General features: G+C 67.2%; 18 protein-coding genes and 2 pseudogenes. 8 read left to right on the top strand and 12 right to left on the bottom strand.

The features are described from left to right. Nucleotides 1–92: 92 nt before the first annotated feature. The 5 genes from ACWCQ1_RS46920 to ACWCQ1_RS46900 form a co-directional block, all read right to left on the bottom strand. Nucleotides 93–377, bottom strand: coding sequence for a muconolactone Delta-isomerase (locus ACWCQ1_RS46920; protein WP_451029453.1), 285 nt, complete (start codon nt 375–377; stop codon nt 93–95). Nucleotides 378–388: 11 nt separating this feature from the next. Then, on the bottom strand, nt 389–1,129 hold the full coding sequence (locus ACWCQ1_RS46915) for an alpha/beta fold hydrolase (protein ID WP_451029452.1): 741 nt from the start codon (nt 1,127–1,129) through the stop codon (nt 389–391). Between the two features lie 167 nt (nt 1,130–1,296). Beyond that, a complete protein-coding gene (locus tag ACWCQ1_RS46910) occupies nt 1,297–2,145 on the bottom strand; it encodes a class III extradiol dioxygenase subunit beta (RefSeq protein WP_451029451.1) in 849 nt (282 codons plus the stop codon). Further along, on the bottom strand, nt 2,138–2,479 hold the full coding sequence (locus tag ACWCQ1_RS46905; protein WP_451029450.1) for a protocatechuate 3,4-dioxygenase: 342 nt from the start codon (nt 2,477–2,479) through the stop codon (nt 2,138–2,140). Before ACWCQ1_RS46905 ends, ACWCQ1_RS46910 begins: the two co-directional genes overlap by 8 nt. Before the next feature lie 486 nt (nt 2,480–2,965). Then, entirely contained in the window at nt 2,966–3,946 is a 981-nt protein-coding gene (locus ACWCQ1_RS46900) for an aldo/keto reductase (RefSeq protein WP_451029449.1), read from the bottom strand. Nucleotides 3,947–4,810: 864 nt separating this feature from the next. Here ACWCQ1_RS46900 and ACWCQ1_RS46895 point away from each other — a divergent pair. Next, nucleotides 4,811–5,458: a Crp/Fnr family transcriptional regulator gene (locus tag ACWCQ1_RS46895; protein ID WP_451029448.1), complete on the top strand. Its 648-nt coding sequence runs from the start codon at nt 4,811–4,813 to the stop codon at nt 5,456–5,458. Nucleotides 5,459–5,527: 69 nt separating this feature from the next. Here the strand turns inward: ACWCQ1_RS46895 and ACWCQ1_RS46890 are convergent, their stop codons facing one another. Both ACWCQ1_RS46890 and ACWCQ1_RS46885 read right to left on the bottom strand, forming a co-directional pair. Further along, nucleotides 5,528–6,844 (bottom strand): M24 family metallopeptidase, encoded by a 1,317-nt coding sequence (locus ACWCQ1_RS46890; RefSeq protein ID WP_451029447.1) that lies wholly within the window; start codon nt 6,842–6,844, stop codon nt 5,528–5,530. A 92-nt stretch (nt 6,845–6,936) separates the two neighbouring features. Continuing rightward, the gene (locus tag ACWCQ1_RS46885) at nt 6,937–7,290 is read right to left on the bottom strand and encodes a cupin domain-containing protein (protein ID WP_451029446.1); all 354 of its coding nucleotides are present in this window, start codon (nt 7,288–7,290) and stop codon (nt 6,937–6,939) included. A 1,165-nt stretch (nt 7,291–8,455) separates the two neighbouring features. Between ACWCQ1_RS46885 and ACWCQ1_RS46880 the strand changes: the two genes are divergently transcribed. Further along, a complete protein-coding gene (locus ACWCQ1_RS46880; RefSeq protein ID WP_451029461.1) occupies nt 8,456–9,031 on the top strand; it encodes a transcriptional regulator in 576 nt (191 codons plus the stop codon). Nucleotides 9,032–9,147: 116 nt separating this feature from the next. On the opposite strand, the gene ACWCQ1_RS46875 is transcribed toward ACWCQ1_RS46880, so the two are convergent. Continuing rightward, nucleotides 9,148–9,492 (bottom strand): hypothetical protein, encoded by a 345-nt coding sequence (locus ACWCQ1_RS46875; RefSeq protein ID WP_451029445.1) that lies wholly within the window; start codon nt 9,490–9,492, stop codon nt 9,148–9,150. Between the two features lie 401 nt (nt 9,493–9,893). Here ACWCQ1_RS46875 and ACWCQ1_RS46870 point away from each other — a divergent pair, with 401 nt between their 5' ends. After that, nucleotides 9,894–12,782: a tetratricopeptide repeat protein gene (locus ACWCQ1_RS46870; protein WP_451029444.1), complete on the top strand. Its 2,889-nt coding sequence runs from the start codon at nt 9,894–9,896 to the stop codon at nt 12,780–12,782. 345 nt (nt 12,783–13,127) lie between these two features. Here the strand turns inward: ACWCQ1_RS46870 and ACWCQ1_RS46865 are convergent. Further along, nucleotides 13,128–13,353, bottom strand: a pseudogene (locus ACWCQ1_RS46865) (transposase); the annotation flags it as partial. Between the two features lie 256 nt (nt 13,354–13,609). Here ACWCQ1_RS46865 and ACWCQ1_RS46860 point away from each other — a divergent pair. After that, a pseudogene (locus ACWCQ1_RS46860) lies at nt 13,610–13,818 on the top strand (hypothetical protein); the annotation flags it as partial. Between the two features lie 15 nt (nt 13,819–13,833). On the opposite strand, the gene ACWCQ1_RS46855 reads toward ACWCQ1_RS46860, so the two are convergent. Next, complete coding sequence (locus ACWCQ1_RS46855) at nt 13,834–14,796, bottom strand: NADP-dependent oxidoreductase (protein ID WP_451029443.1); 963 nt, start codon at nt 14,794–14,796, stop codon at nt 13,834–13,836. Nucleotides 14,797–14,968: 172 nt separating this feature from the next. Here ACWCQ1_RS46855 and ACWCQ1_RS46850 point away from each other — a divergent pair, with 172 nt between their 5' ends. After that, nucleotides 14,969–15,913 carry a LysR family transcriptional regulator gene (locus ACWCQ1_RS46850; protein ID WP_451029442.1) on the top strand — a complete coding sequence of 315 codons (945 nt, stop codon included), beginning with the start codon at nt 14,969–14,971 and terminating at the stop codon, nt 15,911–15,913. Nucleotides 15,914–16,750: 837 nt separating this feature from the next. Here the strand turns inward: ACWCQ1_RS46850 and ACWCQ1_RS46845 are convergent. Continuing rightward, nucleotides 16,751–20,536 carry an nSTAND1 domain-containing NTPase gene (locus tag ACWCQ1_RS46845; RefSeq protein WP_451029441.1) on the bottom strand — a complete coding sequence of 1,262 codons (3,786 nt, stop codon included), beginning with the start codon at nt 20,534–20,536 and terminating at the stop codon, nt 16,751–16,753. Nucleotides 20,537–21,006: 470 nt separating this feature from the next. On the opposite strand from ACWCQ1_RS46845, the gene ACWCQ1_RS46840 reads away from it, so the two are divergent. Together ACWCQ1_RS46840 and ACWCQ1_RS46835 are read left to right on the top strand one after the other, a co-directional pair. Continuing rightward, nucleotides 21,007–21,411: an RICIN domain-containing protein gene (locus ACWCQ1_RS46840; protein WP_451029440.1), complete on the top strand. Its 405-nt coding sequence runs from the start codon at nt 21,007–21,009 to the stop codon at nt 21,409–21,411. 2 nt (nt 21,412–21,413) lie between these two features. Further along, nucleotides 21,414–21,971 carry an RICIN domain-containing protein gene (locus ACWCQ1_RS46835; RefSeq protein ID WP_451029439.1) on the top strand — a complete coding sequence of 186 codons (558 nt, stop codon included), beginning with the start codon at nt 21,414–21,416 and terminating at the stop codon, nt 21,969–21,971. A 259-nt stretch (nt 21,972–22,230) separates the two neighbouring features. Here ACWCQ1_RS46835 and ACWCQ1_RS46830 read toward each other — a convergent pair whose 3' ends face one another. Continuing rightward, nucleotides 22,231–22,374 carry a hypothetical protein gene (locus tag ACWCQ1_RS46830; protein WP_451029438.1) on the bottom strand — a complete coding sequence of 48 codons (144 nt, stop codon included), beginning with the start codon at nt 22,372–22,374 and terminating at the stop codon, nt 22,231–22,233. 276 nt (nt 22,375–22,650) lie between these two features. On the opposite strand from ACWCQ1_RS46830, the gene ACWCQ1_RS46825 reads away from it, so the two are divergent. Next, complete coding sequence (locus tag ACWCQ1_RS46825) at nt 22,651–24,090, top strand: hypothetical protein (protein ID WP_451029437.1); 1,440 nt, start codon at nt 22,651–22,653, stop codon at nt 24,088–24,090. Nucleotides 24,091–25,034 lie beyond the last annotated feature (944 nt).

Here is a 25,034-nt window from a genome sequence, read left to right as displayed (position 1 = left end):
TCGCGTGGCGCTCAACGTGGGAGGCCTGGCGGTCCTGCGCACCGATGGCCGCACGCTCGTTCAGTGCGTCCTCACGGGCGACATAGTTTCGGCTAAGGCCCGGGGAGCTCTTGAGGGTGGACGGCCAAAGGCTCCACCGTGATGTCCATCCACGGGAACATGGGCAGAGCGGACAGGCAGTCGTGCAGCTGGGTGGCATCAGCCGCCTCGTAGAGGCCCACTGTTGCGTTGCGTCCGGGCACGCGCCACAGGCGTTTCAAAATGCCGGCTTCGCGAAGTTCCATGGCCAGACCCCGTTCGTCCCGCCGCAGTCCGGCGCGGATGTCGTCGGGTGTGTCCGCCGGCAGGCGGTTCTCCGCCCGTACGAGAAATTCCATGGCCCATCACCTCAACGGTTTTCCAGAGTGACAATCAGGTCCAAGAACACGCGCGCGAGGTCAGCGGGAGCGGTGACCATGGCCTCATGCCCCGTGCGCACTTCTCGCACAGGCCAGCCCGCATCGCGGGCTCGCTCGCTCTGGCCGCGAAAGACGCGCGTCCACCCCGTGCACTCGATGAAGGCGGCGGGTACTTTCTCGTGCCGGCCGCTCAGCATCAACGGCTGCGTGTAACTGCGCCAGGGGTGGGGCGTCAGGCGTGGGAGGAGCCAGTCACAGTCCTGCGGGTCGAACACGCCCAGTGCCTGGAGCGAGCGGACGGGAATCAGCCAGCCGAATCCGGGGCCGTCGACAGACTCGCGGTAGTGTTTTGCGATGTCCGGCGGCAACAGGTCGATGGCCCTGTCACCGTTCTGGCCGGCGAACGCGTCCAGGTAGATCCGGGCCGCAACGCGGTCGGGGCGCTCATCCGCCACGCCGGTGACCACCTGACCTGCGTAGCTGTGTCCGACCACCACGGCGTCGGTCGCATCCTCTGCGTCGAGGAGCTTCGTCACGTCCTGGATGTGTGTGTCGAGCCCGACGGACGGACTGAGGAGATGGGAGCGGTCGCTGAGTCCGGTCAGAGTAGGGGTAAGGACTTGATGCCCTGCCGCGCGGAGCAGCGGCGCGACCCGGCTCCAGACCCAGCCCCCGTGCCAGGCTCCATGCAACAGGACGATTGTCTTCGGTGAAGCCGCGGCCAGGGCCATGGTGTTCCTTCCGTACGGCGTCAGCTGGGCGATCCGGCTGGTTCGGGCGCCAGCACGAGATGGTCGGAGCGTGTGGGGGACTCATCGACAACGCGGGCAGCAGGATGCTGCCAAGCCACGGCCGGCGAGGACGCTCGAACCCCGCGGGGCGAACACGACCTGACGGCCTAGTCGGTCCTGTTGTCGAAGAGGGCGAGCGCCGCCGCGGTGTTGGAAGCCGGAACGTGATACGTGCTGTGTACGCAGTGAACCCTCTCATTGAGGGCGCCACGCATAGTGAGCCACATGATCAGCTCGATTCCCTCGGAACCAGCTGCCTGGATGTAGTCTTCCCGCGTCATCGCCGTCAGCCGGCCCGGGTTGCTCTCGATGTCGTCCAGGAAGGACAGGTCGAACTCGGTGTTGATGAATCCGGCCCGTGCGCCCGCGAGTTGATGGGACATTCCGCCGGTGCCGAAGACCGCCACCTTGAGGTCGTCGTCGAACGACGCGATAGCCCGCCTGATCGCCTGTCCCAACGCGTAGCAGCGTGCCGCGGTGGGCTGGGGGTACTGGATGACGTTCACCAGCAGGGGGATCACTCGACACGGCCAGGCCTCGCCGGGCTCCGGGCAGTAGACCGACAGGGGCACGGTCAGACCGTGGTCGACCTCCAGGTTCTGGAGGGCGGTCATGTCGAAGCCGTCATCGACGAGGCTCTTGAGGAGGTGGGTGGAGAGTTCGGGAGCGCCCTCGATGTCCGGCACCGGCCTGCGCCCGAATCCCTCGTCTGCGACCTTATAGGCCGCAGCGGTGCCGAGGGCAAAGGTCGGCACCACGTCGAAGTCCAGTGCGTTCGCGTGGTCGTTTGACACAATCAGTGCGACTTCGGGCCGGTGCCGGGCCATCCACTGCCTGGCCGGTTCATAGCCGTCGAACAGTGGCTTCCACTCGGGTGTCCGGGTACGGCCATGGTCCATGGCGGCACCGATGGACGGCACGTGTGACGTGCCCAGACCCCAGATCACCTCAGCCATCGGACCGCCCTCCAGCACGCATCATCTCGGTGAACCCTTGCTCGGTCATGCCGGAGAAGACGGCCCCGAGGTACTGCAAGGATCTCCCGTCGAGTACGGCCAGCTTGTAGATGCAGAAGATACTGCCGCCGAGGTCGAGCATCCTGGTCCAGTCGCGTTGAAGTACTGCCTCCTGCTGCTCCGTCGAAAGGCCAAAGCTGCGGCAGTAGGACGCTTCGTCGCTGGAGAAGCGACGCCTGTTGTCCTCGGACTTCAGCGAGTAGCACATCGCGTTGAGCGAGTGACCCCGACGATTCTCATCGGCGTCGAAGATATACGTGTCTTGCGCGTTCATCGGGATTCCTCCGTGGATAGCCCCGCCTTCAGGCGGGGGAGGAAACGGACTCCTGCGGAGCAGGGCAAAGAAAGCCGATGCGCCGCCAGGGCGGATCGGCGGTCACCGCCAACCACCCGCAGGTAAGTGGTAGTTTGTGTGGCGTCTGGTCGGCGATGACCAAGCTGGCCGGGCCTACCGCCGGGCTGGCGGGATGTCAGGTCTGTGGAGCTGGTGTAAGACTGCTGGGCGTACCCACGTCCCCTGCCGTTAATTCGGGGCAGCTGCTGTCTGGGAAGCAGAAAGCTCAACCCGCGAGGGAAGAATCTCCTTGCTTCAGCTGGGGGAGAAGTCAATTCCCTGCATTGGAGGCACAGGCCTGCGCCCCGCTTGCGCAGGCCTCCGGATACGCCGGATCCGCCGCTGTTCGCGGCCCGGGCGGCGGCCCGGCCGAGAGGTCACCCGTGTGAAAGCGAGCCCCGTCCCGATCCGCCGCGAAACGTCGCGCTACTTCTCGATCTCGGCCATCGCCATGTCGGGGTAGCGCTCGCCGACGGTGAAGCCGCGAGGGGCGACCGCGTCGATCTCGTCGAGTTCCTGCTGGGTGAGTTCGATCTCGGTTGCGGCGATGTTGAGAGCGAGCAGGTCCCGCCGCTCGGTGCCCGGGATCGCCACGACGCCCTGCGCGAGGACCCAGGCAAGCGCCAGCTGCGCCGTCGTGACTCCGCGTCGTTCAGCGATCGCCTCGATCTTCTCGACGACGTCCAGGTTCTTCCGGAAATTCTCGCCCTGGAAGCGGGGAACCATACGCCTGAAGTCACCCTCGGGAAGATCTTCGAACTTGCGGATCTTCCCGGAGAGGAATCCCCTTCCCAGGGGAGCGTAGGAGACGTATCCGATTCCGAGTTCGCGAACCGCTGGAATGACTTCGTCCTCCGGCTCCCGCGACCACAGCGAATACTCTGTCTGCAGGGCGCTGATGGGATGCACGGTGTGCGCGCGGCGAATCGTCTCCGGCCTGGCCTCGGACACTCCGAGGAAACGTACCTTGCCGGCCTGCACGAGTTCGCCCATCGCCCCGACCGTCTCCTCGATCGGCACGTTGGGGTCGACCCGGTGCAGGTAGTAGAGGTCGATGTGGTCGGTCTGTAGGCGTTTCAGCGAGGCATCACAGGCCTTACGCACGTATTCGGGCGTGCCGTTCAGTCCCAGAAAGGCGCCGTCGACACCGCGCATGCTGCCGAACTTGCTGGCCAGGACGGCGCGATCTCGTCGGCCGGCCAGAGCCCGGCCGACCAGCTCCTCGTTCTTGAACGGGCCGTACATGTCGGCGGTGTCGATCAGCGTGACGCCCCGGTCGATCGCCGCGTGGACGGTGGCGACGGCCTCGTCCTGGTCGACGTCGCCGTAGAACTCCGACATCCCCATACAGCCGACACCGATTACGGGGACCTCAAGCCCCTGGTCTCCGAGTGTGTGCTTCTTCATCGGGATTCCTCCGTGGATACCCCCGCCTTCAGGCGGGGGAGGAAACGGACTCCTGCGGAGCAGGGCAAAGAAAGCCGATGCGCCGCCAGGGCGGATCGGCGGTCACCGCCAACCACCCGCAGGCAAGGTGTAGTTTGTATGCCGTCCGGTCGGCGATAACCAAGCTGGCCGGGCCTACCGCCGGGCTGGCGGGATGTCAGGTCTGTGGAGCTGGCGTAAGACTGCTGGGCGTACCAACGTCCCCTGCCGTTAATTCGGGGCAGCTGCTGTCTGGGAAGCAGAAAGCTCAACCCGCGAGGGAAGAATCTCCTTGCTTCAGCTGGGGGAGAAGTCAACTCGTCGTCCTTCGTTGTGTGTGATGCTGCTCGGGTTCCCGCCTCTCCTCGGGCACCGGGACGTACACGCCTTGCGCGGCTTGCCGAGCAGTGAGCCTTTTCAGAACGGTCACCGATGGGGTGACGGAGCCGTCGTGGCGGAAGGCGGGACCGAGCGCGATTCCGCTGGTCGGTCGATCGTCAACGGCGGACTCTGTTTCACCCTCGCGGGCAGCGGCTGAAAGAGCTCAGTGACTCCGCCGATTCCGCGTCGACCCGTTGTCCTGCCTGTCCCTCTAGAAAGTGCGGCCTCGCCGTACGTGCGCTCGCGGATGCGCCATGCGACGGTGAGGAGGGAGCGGTCCGGCTTACCCAGGCCCGTATGGCCCTGGGTGTGTGAAAATGGTGCGTCGGGCGCTGGTTCAGACGCAGAACACACCTCTGATCTCAGGATGGGTCTCGGCCAGTGCGAAGCTGCGCGAGACGAGAGTGTCGTATGAGTGCCCTTGGATCACTTACCGCAGCGCCGCGGAGCGCGTGGAACGAGAGCTTGCTTGCCCAGTTCCCGGAGCACGCCGCCCGAGTTCTGGCTGATCGCGCGCTGACACGGCGTTTCCGCTACGGCGAACCCATCCCGCAGGGCTCGGGAGACGCACCCCATGTGGTTTTCCTCATCGTTGACGGGCTGGTTCGTATCTTTGTCAGATCAGAGTCCGGTCGCGAGATGACGGTCCGCTACGCCGCCCGCGGCGAACTTGTCGGCCTGCCCGCTCTGGTGGCGGGGCGGAGCAATCCGGGGGTTGCGGTCAAGGCCATGGTCGACACCGACTGCGTTTCGTTGCCAGCGAGCGTTCTCGCGCAGCTGGCCGTGAGTGACGCCGCGGTGGCGTGGCCCATCGCCCGGTACGTCGCGGAGACTTTGCACCTTTCCGAGCAGCTGTGGAGCAACAATGTGTTCCAGCAGATGCCGCCGCGCGTGGCGTACCACCTTCTCGAACTGTGCACGCGCGACGAGGCCGGACTCGTCGTGCATGCCACACAGGACGAAGTCGCCCGTGCGGTGGGATCGGTGCGTGAGGTCGTTGCCAGGACTCTCAGCAACTTCGCGCGAGACGGTCTGATCGAACGTGGACCGCGCACGATCCGTCTCGTCGACCCCGCCGGTCTGCACCGCATCGCGTCGCCGCAATCGGGCTGACCGCGTCTGCGTGGGCTGCCGAAATGACGGACCCGACTGCCGTCCCCCCTCCCCACAGCGATCTCGCCGCTACCGAACGGGTACCTCGAACAGATCGAGCGGAATGTCGCACAGGTACTCGGCGCCCTCCGGGGTGACCCGGACCATGTCACCGATCATCAGACCGACGTCCTTGCGCCATGACGGGTCGTGCAGGTCGATGTTGAGCCCGAACACCATGTTCTCGTGCAGCCGGACGTCGCCGAGACCTCTCCGGTTGAGCAATTGCCCGTCGGTCTCGCGGTACACGACCGCCGGGAACTCGGGCGAGGACAGGCCGTGGCCGTGGAATCCGAGCTCGACGAAGTCGATTCCCTCGCCTTGCGCGTAGTCGTGGAACGTCGTGTAGATCTCGCGCAGCGAACGGCCGGGAACGAACAGATCCCGGGCCATGCTGAGCACCGCCACGCCCGCCTCGTGGAGCCGGTGCAGCTCGGGCGGCGCCTGGCCCAGGAAGACGGAGAACTCGGTTGCCGCCAGATAGCCTCCGTAGGAGGTGTGGAACTCGCACACGATCAGATCGCCCTCGGCGAGCCTGCGCTGCGTGGCGGTGAACGGGACTTCCGCTCCGTGGAGAAGGCCGGCCACGTACTTGTCGCCGTCGGGGCCCGTGACCGGTCCCGAGGACAGCATGTTGAACGAGCTGGGCTCGCCGCCGCTCACGATCATCTCGTGTTCCATCGCCGCCCAGACGTCGGCCTCGGTCGCACCTTCCCGCGCCGTGGCCGCCAGACGCTCGACGCGCTTGCGGGCGATCTGACCGGCGCGGCGCAGGAACGCGATCTCCTCGTCGCTCTTGATGGACCGCATCTCATCGAGCAGCGGCGTCGCGTCGGTCAGCGTGGCGCGAGGGAGCTCGCGGCGCAGCGTGTCCAGGAAAAAGGCGGGGATGTGGGTCTCGGGGATCAGCATGTCCCGGTAGCCGACGTAGCCTAGACGGCCCTCGCTCAGGCCGTACCGCCCGAGCGCATCGAGGACACCCTGGACACCGTTCATCGGACGGACGTCTTCCAGCCAGTGACCGGGGACCTGCTGCCAGGGTCCGGGCAGGTGCATGTGCGGTGCCCCGTAGAACAGAACGGGGTCTCCCACGAGGGGGAATACCACGTAGGCGCCGAGCATGGTGCCGACCTGCGTCAGATAGCGGATGTTGGCCATCCCCATGCTGGCATTGAAGTCGGTGCCGGCCATCACGAGGGCGTCGAGCGCATGCAGGTGCATCTTCTCCCGCAGGGCCGCCCACCGGCGGTCGCGCTCGTCGATGCTGTGGATGGGAACGGCCAGCGGCAGCAAATCCTTCTGGGAAAAGAGCCGCTCCCGTTCGGCGTACCACGCCGGGTTCTTCATCTTGGATGTCTCGCCTTCCGTTGTCATGGTTCACAGGAACGGCGCCGGCACTGGTGCGCTGCCGACGCCGCCGGCTCCCGGTCGCGCAGCTGTCACATGATCGGCGGGATGAACACCTCGAGCATCACCGTGTCCTCGAGGAACTCGGCCGTGTGCGGCGCATTCGGAGGGATTGCGATCGACTCGCCGGCACCGACAACGCGCTCGTCACCGTCAATGACGATCTTCATGCGTCCCGAAAGGACCGTCGAAATCTGCTCGTTGGGGTGGATCTCCGGCTCGGTGGGGTCCTCCTGGTTGGGGAAGATCACCCCTGCCTTCATCTCGACGTGCATGACCTGCGCGGTCTGCCCGTTGAGCGCCTTGTAGGTGGCTCGCTCGCCGAAGTCGAACAACGGCGCTGGCTCGACATCCCGCCAGATGACATGCTGAGGCGACTCACTCATGCCTATCTCCTTTGCCTCGCGGTGCTGAGGTAGTGACGCTAATTGCGCTCGCCCTGGGCTACCGTGACTTGAGTTACAGGCAAGTTACGGACTGGGCGTGCTGACCTCGAGGAAACCGGGCAGCGCAGATTCGCGGCGGGTATGCGAGCGTGGGAGGGCAGGAGGCGTTCGAGCAGGTCGTGCTGGCGCAGGACGAAGGCTCACGCGAGTCCGGCATGGCGGGCGCCATCGCCGAAGGAACCCTGAGGTTCCTTCGATGACCATGCACGACATGACCCTGCACATCATGTATGAGCATCCAAGGATGCTCATATCGGCACTCCACGATGCTGATATAGGGATCGCAGGCTGCCAACATCGAAACCCTTCGAGGCCGATATGGGCATCCTGAGCTGCCAATCCAGACCACGTTTTCGCAGCTCATAGGCGTGCGAGGGCTGCGTCCTCTGTGTACATCAAAAACAAGATCAGCCCCCGCGGCACCGTACGGGAAGCCCTGCGGTCCTCGCGCAAGCGCTCCGATCCTCGGGGTGCCACCCCAGCTCATCTCATACCCTCGCCCTCTCGCTGGGCCACTGGCGCGTCAACAGCAACAAGGCGGCCGATGCCCGGTGCCACTTGCTCCAACGTCCCCTCCGCCGCCGCAGCCGCGCCGCCGCAGGGGCTGACTTTCGTGGGATCAGGCCCAGTCAGCAGACCGAGGGATAGGCGCCATGGGAGGGTCACACACCTGCCCCGCGGGTGATCTCGCCCGTGAAGACGTGCGGGTTGGGCTTGAAGGCGTTGTTGATCGCGGTGGTGCCCCCGTCGCGGCTGGCCATCGCACGTACCAGCAGATCGTTCGTCGTTCTCCCCGATGAGGGCCGCCACACCAACAACGAGCCCCTGGCACCGGTTTCCTGAGCACGGTCACCGCTTGGGTGGGCTCTGATGGGTCGGAGGGCAAGCGGGCGAGGACGAACCGAACAGAGGCGACGAGCAGCACCTTCGGCCACACGTGGTGCTGGTGGCGTCGGACAGGATATCGCTGTAGAGGAGTCTGCCTCAGCCTGGTCACTCGCCTGCCTTCGGGCACCTTCAGGCGGGCGAATTCCTGTAACGTAACCTGCGCCGAGACCGGCACTCATGAGTGGCCGACAAGCACCCCGAAGAGCGAGGAGTCGAGGTGCCGGAGAGGAATATCGATTTCGGCAAATTCGGGGCACGTGGAATCAAGGGGCATGAGGCCGTGGCCCGTCAGCTCGACGCGCTCGCCAACTTCATCTCCACCCCGATCACCCAGCGTCGCGGACTCCTCGCGCGGCTGCACTACCTCACCCGCACCGACCACGCCCGCGAAGCGGCCCGCTCGGCCGGCCTCACCGTCACCGACCGCACCCTCAAGGCCTGGCTGGACGGCAAGCGCAACCCGTCGAAGAAGAACCTGCAGGCGATCGAAATCGCGTACTACACGGTGCGGCGCCACAACGTGGCCCGCTACCTGCTCGAACGGCTCAACCGTGAAGGCCGCGGCACCCGGGTCGAGTTCCACCCACTCAACCAGTCCCAAGTCAGCCGCCCCCACCAGCGTGCCGTGTCGTTCCGCACCCTCAACGTGCGCCACTGGGACCGGATCGTCGAGGCGTGGGCCAATGATGACGACGAGGCCCTGGACGAGGCCTGGATCAATGACGCGACGGTGGACCTTGGATCCGAGTGGGGCCAGTACGAATACGTAACCAACATCGGGTTCGCCGCCTGAGGACTCTCATTGATCTTCAAGCCCAAGCCCCCGAACTCGGTCTGCAACTTGAGAACCCGTCGTTGAACCTCAAGGCAGCTGCCAGGGTTCCTTATCTGGACGAGTAGCCACTCTTCCTATGGCTGGTCGTCTGGAATGGGCAAGGCTGAAGGATCGAGATCTCCGCGCATGCTGGCACGCATGGCGTCAAAGGCGTCGAACCACGGTCGCTCCTCACTCTTGAGCTCCTCCCAGGTGTCGTATCTCCGGCCAGCGGTGAGTTGCCGAACGAGGTCGCGCATGCCCTTCATGGTCTGATCGGAGAGGACAACGATCTCAGGTGGCGCCGTGATCGCCATCTGGTAGCGAAACTCATACACCCCGCCGTTGCGGTAGCCGACTTCTGCCTGACGTGCCCGTTCCGGCCAGGGCTCTGTGCTGTCGATAATGGCGGCTCGGATGTCGTTCCAGGTTTTGGCCACGGCTGCGAGGTAGGCGGCACCTCTCCCTGGACGATGAGATCGCCTGCCTCATCTCCGTGGCAGCAGATGAGCACTGGGGAAGACGGTGTACGGCTACTTCGTTGCCTGGCAGGATCTTAGAAGGATGGGCAGTTGTACTACGTAGCCACCGGTACCGTGACGCAATAGGTGCTGAGCGTCCCCGGCACCGTCCACCGGACGGCCGGGGACTCGGTGTATCCGAAGCCAGCCTCCGTGCCTTGGGGCTGGCGATGTTCGCTTCCAGCAGTCCCACCACGACCACCGCCTCACGGCAGACGGCCGCCCGGCCCGCGACGTCGAAGCGCACCGGCCACGCGGGCATCGTCATCGGCGTGCCGGCCGCAGTGCCCCCTTGTCATACTGGCGGCCGGGGGTGCGCGATGCCAGAACAGCGACTGTCACGGCAGGAGTTGATCCGGCGCCGCCGCCGGAGCGGTTTCGTGGGCCGGCACAGTGAGGTGAACGCGTTTAGGGAGAACCTCGCACGAGATCCGGAAAGCGACGACTACCAGTTCCTCTTCCACGTCTGGGGCAACGCCGGGGTGGGCAAGACCTCGCTGCTGCGGCAGTGGGAGATGGTCGCCCGGGAGCAGGGCGCGGCCACGGTGTATCTCGACGACGGCGTGCACAGCGCCGTGGAGGCGATGGCGCAGATCGCCGACAGGCTCGGCCTTCAGGGCCTGCAGCTGCGCGGCTTCGACAAGCTGCTGGCGACGTTGCGCCAGCGCGAGCACGAGGCGCAGTCGGCCCGGGACACCCAGACGACCGCAGAGAGCGCCGGCGCAGAGCCGTCCGCGGCCTCGCTCCCGGCGTCGGTCGCCGCGCAGGTGGGCTTGGCCGGCCTCGGGATGATCCCGGGTGTGGGGGCGTTCGCCGGCGCCGTCGATCCGCAGCACGTCGCCCAGGGCGCGGACCGGCTACGCGCCGCGCTGGGCGCACGGCTGCGCTCCCACGATGACGTACGGCTGGTCATGGACCCGGTGCGTTCCCTGACCCCGGTGTTCCTGGAGGACTTGGCGGACGCGGCACGGCGGCGGCCGCGGATGGTGCTGTTCTTCGACGTGTACGAGCGCACCGGCCCGGTGCTGGACGCGTGGCTGCGCGACATCGCATTCGGCGACGTCCACGGCACCCTGCCGGCGAATGTCCAGATCGTACTGTCCGGACAGGGCCGGCTGGCCGCCCGGAGCTGGAGCGACTGGCTCGACCTGGTCGCGGAAGTACCCCTGGAGGTATTCACCGAACAAGAGGCCCGCGCGCTGCTGGCGCTGCGGGGCGTCACCGACGAGCGCGCCGTCGAGGTCATCCTGCGCCTGTCCGGCCGCCTCCCCGTACTGGTGCACACCCTGGCGCAGGCCCGGCCCGACTCCGACTGCACCGTGGGCGACCCCTCGGAGACGGCCGTGGAGCGGTTTTTGAAATGGGAGACAGACCCGGCGCGGCGGGCCGCCGCGCTGGCTCTGGCCCTGCCCCTTCAGTTCGACGAAGACGTCTACCGCGCCATCGCCCCACCCGACGCCGCCGAGCAGTACGCGTGGATACGCCAGCTCGCCTTCGTCACCGACCAGGCCGGACGTTGCCGCTACCACGACGTCGTACGCGCTCCCATGCTGCGCTTGCAACGCCTGCAGTCCCCGGCCCGCTGGCGAGCCGCGCACGAACTGCTTGCGCAGACCTTCCGCACCTGGCGCACGGAGCGGGAGGAAAGCCTGCCGGACGCGGAACGCTGGGGCGACGCCACCTGGCGCGAACACCGCTACAACGAGACCTACCACCTCCTGTGCGCCGCGCCGCGCCGCGCGCTGCCGGACGCGCTCACCGAGACCGTCCACGCCTGCGAACAGGGGAGCGCCACAGCCCGGCGCTGGACACAACTGTTCGCCCAGGCCGGGATCGACACCGCGGACGACGCTCTGCAGGCCTGGGGAGAACGGCTGACCAACCTGCCCCGGGCCGACACCCCGGCCGTCCTGGCCATCCTCGACGCGCTGCTCGCCCGCACCGGCATGGAAACCGCAGGGCAGCTACACGCCCGAGTCGTGCGCGGGCGACTGCACCGGCGCGCCGAGCGGAACGAGGCCGCACTCGCCGACCTCACCACGGCCCTCGCCCTTAAACCGCAGCACAGCGACGCCCTGGTCGAGCGCGCCTTCACCCATGAGCAGATGGGCAACACTGCAGACGCGCTCGCCGACATGGACGAGGCGATCCGCGCCCGCCCCGATGCCTGGACCCACGTGGTGCGCGGGCACATCAACCTGACAGCCGGACACCGCCCCGCAGCGCTCGGCGACTTCAACCACGCCCTCGAACTCGACCCCGAGCAGGAATGGGCACGCGTCAGCCGCGCCATGGTCCACCGCACCGAGGGACGCTACGAGGACGCGCTGGCAGACCTGGACCGTGCGCTCGCCATCGACCCCGAGTACATCCAGGCCCATGCGGAGCGGTCCATATGCCTGATGAGCTTGGAGCGGTGGGACGAAGCGCTCCGCGACATGGCGCGGGCGGCCGATCTCGATTCCGAATCGCAGTGGCACCGTGCCCACTTCGCGAACCTGCTCCTCGACCTCGGCCGGCACGGGGAGGCACTGCGGGAGGTGGACCGAGCTCTGGCCGACCCATACGAACACGGACCACGAGACCGTGCTTGGCCCTACACAGTCCGAGCCTGGGCCCTGCACGGACTCGGCCGCGAGACCGAAGCACTGGCCGACCTCGACCGCGCCATCTCCGTCGACGACAGCTACCGGCTCGCCTTCGCCATGCGCGGATGGCTGTTGTGGGAGGCGGGGCTACTCGCCGAAGCCGAACGCGACTTCGACCGCGCTCTTTCCGACCAACCGCCGTGGCCATGGGCGTACGGCGGCCGCGGCACGGTCCGTCTGTACGCCGAGCGGTACGAAGACGCCATCGACGACTTCACGCAGTCCTTCACCCTCCAGTTCGGCATGACCGACGCCGAGAACCAGATCGCCCGTCCCCTCGTGGAACTGCTACGGCAGCACCTGCCCGCGAACCGTACCCCCATCACTGCTGCGATCAGACTCGCAGCACTCCTCACCCACCAGCTGCAGTGGCCCGGCGCGACCCGGCAGGCGGCCTCCGTTCTGGCCCTGCGCCCAAGCCTGGGACTGCTGACCGGAGGCACCCGACTACTGCGTCGCATCGCCACGGCACTCGACAACCCACCCGAAGGCGCGGACACCAAACGAACCACCTGGACGCGAAAACTGCTGACACCCCTCCTGCGCGCCCTCGATCCCTGAAGATCCCCCCGCACCAGGAGCTTCACCAAGAGATGCACTGCCGGCTGAAGAGCAGGAGAGTTCCTCGAACAGCTCGGCCGGCGGATCGCGGACCAGCCCTGACCATCGGCCGAAGAACAAACCGGCACAGGAGGTCAGCTCATTCCGCATCTGGGGAATCGTGAGCAGGTGTGGGGTCACCCTGAGCAGGGGGTGGCCGATTTCAAGGTTCTGTCAGCGATCTATGCCCGTTCCCGTTCGCCAGGCGCCGTCCGGGACGTGGTTGGTCGACGAGGTCGCCGTCCAGTCGCCGGGGGTAATGGGGGTGGAGTACTGCCCAATTCCCGGTTTGCGTCAACCGCTGAACACATCGCGCAGTTGGGCGGCGGTGACGAGCGAAGCTTCGTCGGCCGGTCCCAGGTGTACGGCGTCCAGCAGCGCGACCCAGGAGGTGCGGCCGGATTCCAGCGCGGCAACGATGGAGTACGGCCCAGCGGGGCACGAACTGGTCCGTCTTGCGCTCCCCACGTACGTAGACGTGGCAGAACAGCCGCTCGTCGCTGGTCGGGGCATCAGGACGGAGCCAGGTGCTCCTTCCAGCTTCCCGACCTGCCCGGCGGCCTGTGGCCTCTGCGCGACAAGCACACCACCGACGACGAGTGACCTCCGGGCGCACCTCCTCATCCCGGCCGGCGACGGCGAACAGCACGCCCTCGCGCGGTGGTTTGCGGGGCAGTTCGCCGAAGATCCACGAGCGGTCGCGGACGCCGTTTCTTTCGGGCGCATGCCCGTGGAGTTCTTCTGACTGGCGGGCAAGCGGCGTCGTACGGCACTGTCTCGTCGAGGTCGCCTTCCCCTCGCACTGCTGGTCCGGCCCGCAGGTGCCCGTCTCCTGGTCGGGTCCGAGTGGGAGGTCATGCGGGAGGACGTTCTCGCGGGCCTGAGCCTGGGCAGGCCCGTCGAAGTGCACCTCGCGGAGGCGGGGCCGACTGCGAAGGTCGGCATGGAGGTGCAGGACAACGGCCGGGTGAAGCTCCACATCGCGAGTCTTGGCGCGTGGGTCAACGTATGTTCAGGGGGTGAGGACGAGCTTGCCCGGTGCGTGCCCAGCGAGGCCGGCCCGGTGGGCTTGCGCGGCCTCGGAGAGCGGGTAGGTAGCGGCCACGATGACCCGCAGCTCCCCGGAGCCGGCGCGCTTGACGAGGTCGTGGCGGGCGGCTGCGCGGACTTCGGTGCCGGCGTCCTGTCCCGGCCCGTAGCCGAGCAGCTTGATGCCGGCTTCCTCGCGTCGCGGGGAACCGGTGATGGAGGCGATCCGCTGCCGGTCGGCCACCAGCTCCAGCGAGACATCGAGTGCCTCGTCCGTGCCGGCGAAGTCGACCGCGGTACTGACGCCCCGTGGTGCGGCGCCGCGCACCCGGTCGGCGAGCCCGGGGCCATATACGACGGGAGTGGCGCCGAGGTCGCGCAGCAGCGGATGATTGCGCTCCGCAGCGGTGGCGATCACCGTGGCCCCCCGAGCGGCGGCGAGTTGCACCCCCATCAGCCCCACCCCACCGGACCCGCCGTGGACGAGGACCGTGTCGCCGGTGCCCACCCCCACCGCCTCCAACGCGTGGACCGCAGTGGTCCCGGCCAGCATCAGCGACCCCGCTTCCGCCCAGCCGAGGCCGGCGGGCTTGCGGAAGACCGACGTGGCCGGGGCGGTCACATAGTCGGCGTAGGCGGCCGTCACCGGATACACGATGACCTCGTCGCCGATGCCCACCCCGGTGACCTCCGCGCCGACCTCCGTGACGACGCCGGCGCACTCCAGACCGATATAGGGCATCGAGGCGGTGATTCCGGCGGCGTCCTTGAGATCGTCGTCCACGGCGTGGAAGGTGCCGCTGTAGAGCTTCCAGTCGATGGGGTTCACCCCGGCAGCCCGGACCTGGACGACGACGCCGTCGGCGGCGGCTCGCGGGACGGGCACGGTGGTCACGGCGAGTACCTCAGGCGTGCCGTAGGCGGTCGGGCGCACGATTCTGGGCATGGTTCTGCAACTCCGGTCCTGATTGAGGGCCCGCGCCCGCAGGGAGGGCAGCGCGACCGAGGGCTTGTCGGGAGACGTTTCCGCCCCCGAGGACCAGCTTCCGTCACCCCGGGCATAATTCCCAATGCATTCTTGTCAGGGAATAATTGCACCGGACGCACGGAGGGCGGCTGTGGCGGAGGACCTGGATCTCAATCTCCTGCGCGTCTTCGATGCGTTGATGGACACCGGCAGCGTCGCGGAGGCCGCGGTACGGCTGCACCTGTCCGCACCGGCAACCAGCAGGGCGCTCGGCCGGCTGCGACGGGCGATGAACGACCCAATCCTCGTCCGGGCAGGTCAGGGCCTCGTCCCCACGCCGTTCGCGCAGCGCTCGGCGTCCCGCGTCAAAGCCCTGCTCGATGCTGCCGCCGAACTGCGGGCCGACACCGCCGACGGTGACCCCCGCTCCTGGCAGCGCGCCTTTTCTATCCGCCTCAACGACGCCCTCGTGCCGATCCTTGTGCCCCGGCTGCTCCGCCGGGTCACCGCGGACGCCCCCGGAGTACAACTCCGCTTCCTGGCCCAGAACTCCAAGGAGCCCGACCTCCTGCGCGACGGCACCATCGACCTCGACGTCGGTGTGATGGGTCCTCCGCCCGTGGACATCCACACCGCAAAGCTGTTTACCGCCCGCTTCGTGGCCGTCGTCGCCGCTGACTCCGACCTGGGACGCTCGGCACAGCTCACCATCGACGACCTGTGTGCCCATCCCCATATCTCCGCCTCGCGACGTGGCCTCGCCGCAGGTCCACTTGACGACGCCCTTGAGCAGATCGGACGTTCGCGCCACGTCGCGGCAGTCGTCCCCTCCTACGCCGCCGGAGCCCTCGCAGCCCTCGAAGGCGACGCCATCTGCCTCATCCCCCACGTCACGGCCGCGCACCTGATCGAGCGAGGCGTCCCCCTGCGTTGCCACGAAGTCCCCCTCGCACTGCCTACCACCGACGTGGAACTCCGCTGGCACCGGCGCGTCGACGAAGACCCCGCATCCCAATGGTTGCGCGATCACCTCAAGCGCGTCGTCCAGCCGCTCTGCCGTGTCCCATCCGGCGGGGGACGGTCCAAGGCCGGGTAGTTAAGGCTTGCAGAAGAACAACACGCTGATGTCCGATTCGCGTGCGCTGTCATGTGGTACGCGACTCGCTGAGCTGCAGGATCTACCTGACCGCCGTCATGGACGCCACGCCCACAGCGACGGCTAGCCGCCGCCTCTTTCCTGGTCGCCGAGGCCTACCACAACGATCGGCCCCAGAACCGAATCCAGCTGATCCGTAGTCGGTCACGGTGACCGGACGCGCCGCCGGGCACGGCCAGCGGCGCTGACAGCCGGGTTGGAAAAGGCTCACTGACTTCCAGGGCAACGAGAACAAGCCCAATGAAGCAGGAAGCCGCGCGCGGCGAACTCGCTCGGGCCATCGTGGCTGCTCAGCAGAAAATCACCCTGCTCCGACGCAGCTGACCCCAACCGCAGGCCCGCACGAGCCTCAACGCCGGCACCCCACCAGACCATCTCCCAAGCGGAGCGGCACCGGATCCGTCGCCACGGCCAGCATGTGCTGGTCCGGATCCGGTGCCGCGCTCGCGCACCTTGTCGGGCTGCGCAACGGCAACGTCTCCTGCTTGGCGGGGATTCGGCCCCGTCTGAGGAAGGCGCCCACGTGCGGTGAAACTGTCCTCTGACTCTGCTTGCGCGCTGGCCGCTGTGCCGGTCCGTGTCGTGAAGCCGCCCTAGCCAACACCTGGCCCACCCCGCCCCGTACGAGCAGCGGCAGCCGGACGACCTACGCGCCAGTTACTGCCGGACCGTCATCACCGACACACCGCCGCCGGTCAGGAGACCAACCCTTGCCAACCGTCGAAAGTTGGTCGCCTACTGCGCCAAAGTGAGACTGAGTTAAATTCTCGTACAGGATCAGCAGGTCCTGCGGTACGGGATGTCGGGCAGGTACGCCTTCCAGTCCGCTGGGGAGAGCCCGGAGCCTGTGCGGGCACAAACCTGCTGCGCTACCTGGGTTGGTGCGATGGCGTACGTCTGGAACCGGACGTGCGCGCCCGCTGCGTGCAGTGTGGTGCCGTTCCGGTCGAAGGCGAGGGCGAGGGGGAGATCGCCGGGGATCGGGAAGGCGGCGCCGAGGGGGCGGCTGGAGGCCACGTCCCAGAGCTGGATGGTGCCCCCGCTGCCGGCCACCGCCAGCGTGGTGCCGTCCGGCGAGAAGACGAGCGCGGTGACCGACTCGCCGGGTCCCGTACCGGCCACACCGATGCGATGGCGTACGTCGCCGTCCCACACGGTGACGTGTCCCAGGGCGTCGCCTGCCGCGAAGTACGCCCCGTCCGGGCTGAAGGCCAGTACGTCGGCTGTGGCGTCGCCGAGTGCGCGGTAACGCGTCTTCCCGGTACGGAGGTCGGTCACCTGGTCCTGCCCGGTGACGAGCAGTCGCTGGTCGTCGCGGACCGCCACGTCCCCCGCGGGAACATCGTCCAGGGTCCGGAGGCGTTTCTTACGCGGTACGTCCCAGATCTCCAGGAACTGCCGTGTCATGGTGGTCCGGGACACGTACAGGGTGCGGCCGCCGGGGCTCAGGGCCAGTCCGTCGACGCCGCTCGTTCCGTCCGGGTCGGGGTGGACGGTGATGTCCGCACGCCTGCGGTGTGCCGACACATCCCAGACGGTGATGCGCTGTCCGGAGGGCGTGTCCGGGGAAGTGCCGCCCCGGGCGTACGCGAAGAAGCCGCCGTCGGCGCTCAACGCCATCAGGTTGAGGCAGTCCGTGCGCGCTATTGCAGCTGGCAGTTCCTCGTCGCCGACCGTGGCCGTCTCGTTGTCGGCGCGCGGTTCCAGAGGCGGGTGGTCGGCCACTGGCTCGGGGCCGGCTGTCTCGACGGGACACGGCTTGTCCGGCAGGGGCAGAAAGGCCTTGCCGCTCCGGGTGTCCCACAGACGGACGCCGTTGTCGCCCTTGCCGTCCGCCGGGGCACTCAGGGTGGCCAATGTCCGGCCGTCCCGGGACAGCAGGGCGTCGTTGATGGTCTGCCGGCGCCAGCCGGACCTGGTCGCCGGGCCCAGTGCCAGGGACCGGACGGCCGTACCCGAGCTGTCGAGGTAGCGGATCTCGGCTTTGGCGAAGTCCACTTCGTACTGGTCGGCCGTCTCGTTGACCAGGGTGTGGCGGAACACGGGGACGGCATCGGGGGAGGCGAGACGCCACAGGAGGACCTGGCCTGCCTCGTCGGTCGCGGCGACGAACGCGCCGTCCGGACTGAACCTCAGGTCGGCCGACCCCTCCGTGTCCAGCTTGGCGAGGTCACGCCCCGAGACGATGTCCCGGATATGGACCTCGGTGGAGGACCCCAGCGCGATGGCGGTGCCGTCCGGCGAAAGGGTGAGTCCGGTCCGGGAGCAGAAGTTCCGGCCGTACTCGGCCGTCCAGGGCAAGGACAGGGCAGCACGGCGGGAGACGTCCCAGATCCGCAGCGAGTGCCGGGTGCTGCAGGTCGCCAGTCGGCGCCCGTCCCCGCTGATGACGGCGTCCAACGTCGCCTCTCCCGCGTCCCCCGCCGGGACGTGCAGCCTCAGCCGGTGACTCCGTACGTCCCAGACCTGCACTTCGGTCTCGGCCTGGACCAGGAGACTGCGTCCGTCCCCGCTGAAGGCGAGGGCCGTCGGCGACTCCGAGCGCAGGTGTCCCGTCGGCCGTCCGGTGCGTATGTCCCACAACGTGACGGCATCTTCGCCGCGCAATGCCAGCGTCCGGCCGTCTGGGCTGATCACGTCCTCGTCGGGGCCGGACAACCGCTTGCCGGGTCCTGGGTAGGTGTGGGTGAGGTGGTGGGTGCGCAGGTCCCAGACGCGGATGTGGTCGCGGGAGACCGACACCAGGGTCCGTCCGTCGCCAGTGAGACGGCGGACGGTGAGCCGGTCGTCGCGTTCCGGGACGGTGAAGACATCCCTTTCATGGCGGTTGAGCGCGGACAGCACGGCCGAGCGTGTCTCCACGGTGTGGGCGAGCCGCCAGGATGCGACGCTCAGCCGGGCCGCGGTGACCGGGTCGGTGGCGCGCATGCTGTCCGCCGCTGCTGCGATCCGGCGTGCCTCTGACTCCTGGTGGCGGCGGTCGCTGGTGCGGGACTGCTGCCAGGCGGTGACGCCCGCCACGAGAGCGAGTGCGAGGAGGGTGGCGAGGGCGGTCACCAGGGTGCGGCGGCGGCGCAGCTCCCGCTTGCGGGTGGTGCGGCCGGCGGTCAGGAACGCCTGTTCCACCGGGGTCAGGGGCTGGTCGGCAAGGTATTCCTCCGCCGTTGCCAGGCGCGTGCCCCGGTAGAGGGCCCCAGGATCACGGGCCAGGGCCTCCCAGGCGTCGGCTGCCTCGGTCAGGCGGCGATGGGTACGCAGGCGGTCGCGGGTCTCCTCGATCCAGGCGCGCAGGCGGGGCCAGGACGTGATGAGGGCCTCGTGGGCGAGGTCGACCGTGTTGCCGTCGAGGGTGAGCAGGCGCGCCCGGGCCAGACGGTCGAGGACCGGAGTCACCTTGTCGGCAGGGGCGAAGTCCAGCTCCGTACGGTCGACGGGGCGCCGGGTGTCCGGGGAGCTCTCGCCGGGGGTGATTAACCGCAGCAGCACCAGCCGGGCCAGCTCCGCGTCTTCGGCGGACAACGCCGTGTAGACCTCCTCAGCGGTCTGCGCGATCGCGCCGTGGATGCCGCCCGCCGCTTCGTACGCCTCCATCGTGAGCGCGCGTCCGCGGCGGCGACGCCAGGTCTCGCGCAGGGCGTGAGACAGCAGCGGTAAGCCGCCGGGCTCGCCGTCCACCGCCTCCACGAGGTGGGCGGTCAGTTCGCGTTCGACGATCAGCCCGGCAGTTTGCGCCGGTCTGACGACCACCTCGCGTAACTCGGCGCGATTCATCGGCCCCACCAGCAGGTTGGCCTGACGCAGCGCGTCGGCGAGACCGCGGTATTCGGCACAGCGGCCGTAGAAATCGGCTCGTACGGCGATCACGACGCGCAGCCTGCTGTCCGGTCGGCGGGCGGCAAGCAGGGCCTCGATGAACCCGGTGCGCTCCTGTATGTCCCGGCACAGCGTGAAGACCTCCTCGAACTGGTCCACCACCAGGACGGTGTCGCCGTCGGCGTCCCTCGGCATCAGCGCCTTCGCATGGGTGCGCAGTGGATGCTCGCCCGGGGTGAAGACGCGGATCTCCGCCAGTGAGGCGCCCTCGGCGCGCAGCGCGGGGATCAGTCCGGCCCGCAGCAGCGAGGACTTACCACTGCCGGACGGGCCGAAGACGGCCGAGAAGCGGTGCGCCAGCACCAGTTTGCGTACGTCCTCCACCAGCCTGCTGCGGCCGAAGAACCGCTCGTGGTCGCCTGTTTCGAAGCGGGCCAGCCCCTGATATGGCGACTGCCCTCCGTCGTCCTCGCGGCTGCGGACCGCCGATTCCTCGGCCGCCTCGCGCCAGCGCTGCTCCCACTCCTCCACATCGCCGCCGCAGGCCCCCACGTAGGCCTGGGTGACCGCCAGGGACGGCAGTTGCTCACCGGCGGCGGCCTGAGATAGCGCGGTCACCGAGTAATGGGCCCGGCGCGCCATCTCCCGGTAGGTCAGCCCGCCCGCCTCGCGCCGCAGCGTGCGTAACTCGTCCGCGAACCGCTGCACCGGTCCTGCGGCCGGATCCAGTGGTGTCTCACGACGCCCCATCGCGCTGATACCCCTTACGTCCCCGTGCCCCGTGCCCCGTGTCATGGCCACGGTAGGAACCCGCCGCGTGCACCGGCAAGGGCTCACCCTGGCCTCCCAACTGGTGCTCGGTGTTTGTTCGGTGTGGCGGAGGGGGCCTGCTGAACAACGGTGCGGGCGGCTGGACTGGTCGTCGTCGGCCCGATCTGCTGGACCGGCGCGGTACTGCCCACGCAGCGCCGCTGTTCCGACGACGCCGGCCGTGCCGCGTCGCCTCACCACTACGGGATTGAAGGAGAACCGAGATGTCAGGGAAGAAAACGGGGGCCGTACTCTGTGCGGTGGCTGCTGTCGGGGCGTTGGTGTCGCTTGCTCCGAGCGCTGAGCATGCTTCGAGTCTCGGTACCCCTACTCGTACCGTTGGCTCGACCCAAGCTGCGCGGGTTTCCCTTGCCGGGCTCGAGGTCGAACACGTCCCGGGCCAGCGGGACATGGTCGTCTATCTCAAGGCGAAGCACAGCGGCAAGTGCATGACCGTCTACCGCGGCAGCACGGCCAAGGGCGCCAAGGTCAACCAGTACAAGTGCGTGGGCGCGAAGAACCAGTGGTGGGTTCTTTACGCCGTTGCTCCGCCCTTTTGGCGTATCGCTGGGTACGAGAGCGGCAAGTGCCTGTCGGTGGCGGGAGGCAGCAAGAAGAACGGCGCCGGGCTGATCCAGTGGGACTGCAACGGTGCGGCGGACCAACGGTTCGGATGGAACGGCCACTCTCCTCTCAAGGCCTCTCACAGCGGGAAGTGCCTCGACGTGCAGGGCGGCAGCATGGCCAACAACGCACCCATCGTCCAGTGGCGCTGCAACGGCCGCAGCAATCAGACGTGGAACAAGGTGGACTAGTTATGAAGCTCAGCAGGACGATGACGCTCGCTGCCACAACTGCCGCAGCCGTGACCATGACCGTCTTCACGCCCCACGCGGTCTCGTCGGCGGCTACGAAAAGCGCATCCGGTGACCTGGTGTTCGAGCAGGTGCATGGAGCGGCATCCACCGTGAAGTACATCAAGAACAAGAAGAGCGGAAAATGCCTGACGGTGTACCGGGCCAGCAAGGCCAACAATGCCACCGTCAACCAGTACAGGTGCGTCGGAGCAGCCAACCAGCGCTGGAACATGGAATGGACCGGTGGCGTCAGCTACGCGCTGCGTAACGTGAACAGCAACAAGTGCCTCACCGTACACGGCGCCAGTAAGTCCAACGGCGCAGCCATCGACCAGTACACCTGCCTCGGTGAGGCCAACCAGGCCTTCTACATCAACATTTCCAAGCCCCACAAGACGGAGATGCGGCCGTCCCATTCCAGGAAGTGCCTGGATGTACAGGGCGGCAGCACCGCGGACAACGGCCGAGTCATCCAGTGGTCGTGCAACGGAGGGAAGAATCAGGCCTGGAGTTACTGAGAAGTAAGTATCTCAACCGCTCTTGAGCCTGGTAAGTCGAACAGGTTCCTGGTCGGGTGATCTTCCGCCAGTACGCGCATGAAGGCAGGGCCTCCTGGTAGCTCGGGCGTGCGACCCATCCGAGCGGTTCCCGGAGGCCCTGTTGTCGATGTTGTACGCGCCTGAGCCCGTCTGTTTCAACTCGCCCCGGCGTGCCCAACGGCTCGCGACGGCTCGGGCTCAGCCGGCCGGCGCGGCCGGGCTCGGGCAGCATGCCGAGTCACAGATGGGTGCGGAGCCACGCCAGGAACCATCCGGCAACCACGGTCCCGACGGCGGTTGCCGCACCACGGACGAGGCCGCTGAGCGCGGCGCGCGACAGGTGCAGGGGGAACCGCGATCGGCGGGTGGGTTTCGTGCTCATAGGAGTTACTCCTCAGGGGCGTGGCCGAGGCCTGCGTCACACACGGAGTGCAGATGGCCGGTACGGCTACGTCGGACTTCGAACACCTGAGAGCATGCGCACGTCAGGATTGTTGCGAAAGCCGCAATTAATATTGTGAGCAGGGTTTTTGAGGGCGAGCGCAGGATGTCAGCCGACTCAGGAGACAGTGAGAACCGAGGGCCCGGACGACCACGCAAAGACCTTGATGATGATCTCGGTTCGTGTACGCGGAAGTGGGCTGTGTACGCGCGCGGCGTGGTGAGTGGCACATGGGCGCGGCAGCGCGACGCCGCGGCCGCGATCGGCACCAAGGAGTCAGAGCTTTCACGGATCCTGGCTGGTCGGATCATGCCGGGAAAGGAGTGGCTGCCTGCCTTGCACCGCGCCCGCGAACAGGCAACCGGTCTATCGGTCTCGTCCTATGAGCAGGCACGCGTCTTCGCTTTGTACATGGACGCCCTGCAGGAATGGGAGGAAGCAGCCGCGCGGTCTGCCAGCAGGAAGCCCTACCAGCAGCGGTGGGCCCGGTACGACCTGGAGCGGCGGCTTGAGGTTGAGGAGTCCAGGCTGACTCGTGCCCTTGAGGCGTGGGCGCGCTGCGAGCGCGACCGCAGCGACCTCGATCGGGCCCTGGTGGAGGCTCGGCGTGCTGCCGCGGCTGAGGAAGCCGCTGCGCGGAGGTTACGGACGGAGAACGCCGGGCAGCGTCGGCAGCTGGAGGCGGCGTCGGTGTATGTGCGGGAACTCGAAGGGCGTCTACTCAAAAGCGAGCAGCTGAGCCGCTACTGGGAGAACGAGGCCGCGGCACTGCGCCGCCAGGTGGAACTCCTGATGGAGGAGCAGCGAAACAAGATCCCTTCGGATGTGCGCGCCCTGGTCACGGCCGGTGCAGCAAGGAGAGAGCGCACCACGGCCTCACCCCGAACCTCGTCCACTGGCACACATGACTTCCCTTCCAGTAGCCCGCGCCCGGATCGAGAAGATCCACAGAAGCCCAGGAAAAGAAGTGAGAAACAGCGAAAGCGCGCTCGGCTATTTTTCCTGTACTTCAGCCCGGCCCGAATCCTCACATTCTTACTGGCAGTGACACTGGCGTTGGTTGGAGCGCTCGCAGTAGCCGATCCGTACGAGGAAATGAGCGTCTATAAAAGCGCTCAGCTGTGCTCAGCAAGCGCGAACAGTGATTGCATCAGGAAGGAATCCGGGAAAGTTACCGGTAAGGATTCCACCACGTCCGACGATGAAACCACTTACGAGCTGACCTTCGAAAGGGCGTCTGGAGATATAGAGGACCATGATGTCAGCTGGGATGTTTACCGTGTGGCGGCGAAAGGTGACACGGTGAACTACAAGGTCTGGCGTGAAAAGGTAATAGAAATCTCCGTCAACGGCGAGAAGGAGGAAATTCCACCCTCGATCACCACGCTCCTGCTGGCCCTCGCTCTCCTTTGGCTCAGTCTCGGATTGTTTCTGTGGTCTCTGATCGGCGACGGCAGGATAGCAATCTTCACGAAAATGGAGGGTTTCGGAAAGATCTTTTCTTGGATGGTCATTGGTGTCGGCATCGGGATGTGCCTGTACGGGCTAATCGATGGGCCCTTTACGTGGCAGCTTTCGGTACTTGGTCTCTTCGTTACGGCCGTCGGTACAACGATTCTTTACGGAATCCTGGAGTTTGAGGCGTGGGAGTGGTGAGTTGCCACGCCGACGCGGCTCGGTGCGGACCGCGCGCCGAAGGATGTACCGCGCTTGTCACCCTCCGGCCGACGCGTGCGCAACCAAGAGCGGCCAGCCCCACGAGGGAGGGCCCGCTGTCGGTGCAACGGGCCGGCCCTCTGAGGGTCGCAGAAGACCGCGGGGACGGCCCTCTGAGGGTCGCAGAAGACGGGACCGCGGGGACGGGCATCAACCGTGTCCTATGCAACGCCAGCAGCCCCTGCGAGGTCACAGGTGTTCGGTGATGGTGGTGAGGGGGCGGGGGCGTGGTCGGTCGGGGGTGCGGGTGGGCGGGAGGTGTTTTGGCGAGTTTGCTCAGGAGAGGCGGGCGCGGCCGTCTTCGACGGTGTGGGCTTCGGTGAGGACTTTGCTGAAGGTTTTGATGACGGCCTCCGCGCCGACGGGGTGTTCGGGCGTACTGGTTGGGGGCTGAGGGACGGAGCCTCGCTCCTCGTCCCCGGAAACGGTGCAGCCCCAGGTGGGGGAGACGGTTACCCGCTGACCACGTGCTGCCGCTCGCCCCGCCGACAGGGCGAGCGGCACAAGGTGACAGCCGCCGGATGTACTCCGAGCCACTCGCACAGTTGGTGGCGACGCTCGCCATCGTCAGTGGACCAGCCAGAGAGCGCTTCCCTCAGAGCTGAGGGCTGGGCCGCAATCGCTTGAACTCCCTGGCTGCGGTCATCGGGATTCCTCCGTGGATACCCCCGCCTTCAGGCGGGGGAGGAAGCGGACTCCTGCGGAGCAGGGCAGGGACAGCCGATGCGCCGCCGGGGCGGATCTGCGTTCACCCCCAATCACCCGCAGGTAAGGGGTAGTTTGTGTGGTGTCTGGTCGGCGATAACCAAGCTGGCCGGGCCTACCGCCGGGCTGGCGGGATGTCAGGTCTGTGGAGCTGGCGTAAGACTGCTGGGCGTACCCAC

The organism is Streptomyces sp. NPDC002144 (assembly GCF_053593695.1).
The sequence above is the reverse complement of the archived record's forward strand: the minus strand, read 5'-3'. Positions and strand labels throughout refer to the sequence as shown.

Coding starts and splice junctions, on each gene's coding strand:
- ACWCQ1_RS46920 (WP_451029453.1), bottom strand. CDS start 377: ATGGAATTTCTCGTACGGGCGGAGAACCGCCTGCCGGCGGACACACCC.
- ACWCQ1_RS46915 (WP_451029452.1), bottom strand. CDS start 1,129: ATGGCCCTGGCCGCGGCTTCACCGAAGACAATCGTCCTGTTGCATGGA.
- ACWCQ1_RS46910 (WP_451029451.1), bottom strand. CDS start 2,145: ATGGCTGAGGTGATCTGGGGTCTGGGCACGTCACACGTGCCGTCCATC.
- ACWCQ1_RS46905 (WP_451029450.1), bottom strand. CDS start 2,479: ATGAACGCGCAAGACACGTATATCTTCGACGCCGATGAGAATCGTCGG.
- ACWCQ1_RS46900 (WP_451029449.1), bottom strand. CDS start 3,946: ATGAAGAAGCACACACTCGGAGACCAGGGGCTTGAGGTCCCCGTAATC.
- ACWCQ1_RS46890 (WP_451029447.1), bottom strand. CDS start 6,844: ATGAAGAACCCGGCGTGGTACGCCGAACGGGAGCGGCTCTTTTCCCAG.
- ACWCQ1_RS46885 (WP_451029446.1), bottom strand. CDS start 7,290: ATGAGTGAGTCGCCTCAGCATGTCATCTGGCGGGATGTCGAGCCAGCG.
- ACWCQ1_RS46870 (WP_451029444.1), top strand. CDS start 9,894: ATGCCAGAACAGCGACTGTCACGGCAGGAGTTGATCCGGCGCCGCCGC.
- ACWCQ1_RS46855 (WP_451029443.1), bottom strand. CDS start 14,796: ATGCCCAGAATCGTGCGCCCGACCGCCTACGGCACGCCTGAGGTACTC.
- ACWCQ1_RS46845 (WP_451029441.1), bottom strand. CDS start 20,536: ATGGGGCGTCGTGAGACACCACTGGATCCGGCCGCAGGACCGGTGCAG.
- ACWCQ1_RS46840 (WP_451029440.1), top strand. CDS start 21,007: ATGGTCGTCTATCTCAAGGCGAAGCACAGCGGCAAGTGCATGACCGTC.
- ACWCQ1_RS46835 (WP_451029439.1), top strand. CDS start 21,414: ATGAAGCTCAGCAGGACGATGACGCTCGCTGCCACAACTGCCGCAGCC.
- ACWCQ1_RS46830 (WP_451029438.1), bottom strand. CDS start 22,374: ATGAGCACGAAACCCACCCGCCGATCGCGGTTCCCCCTGCACCTGTCG.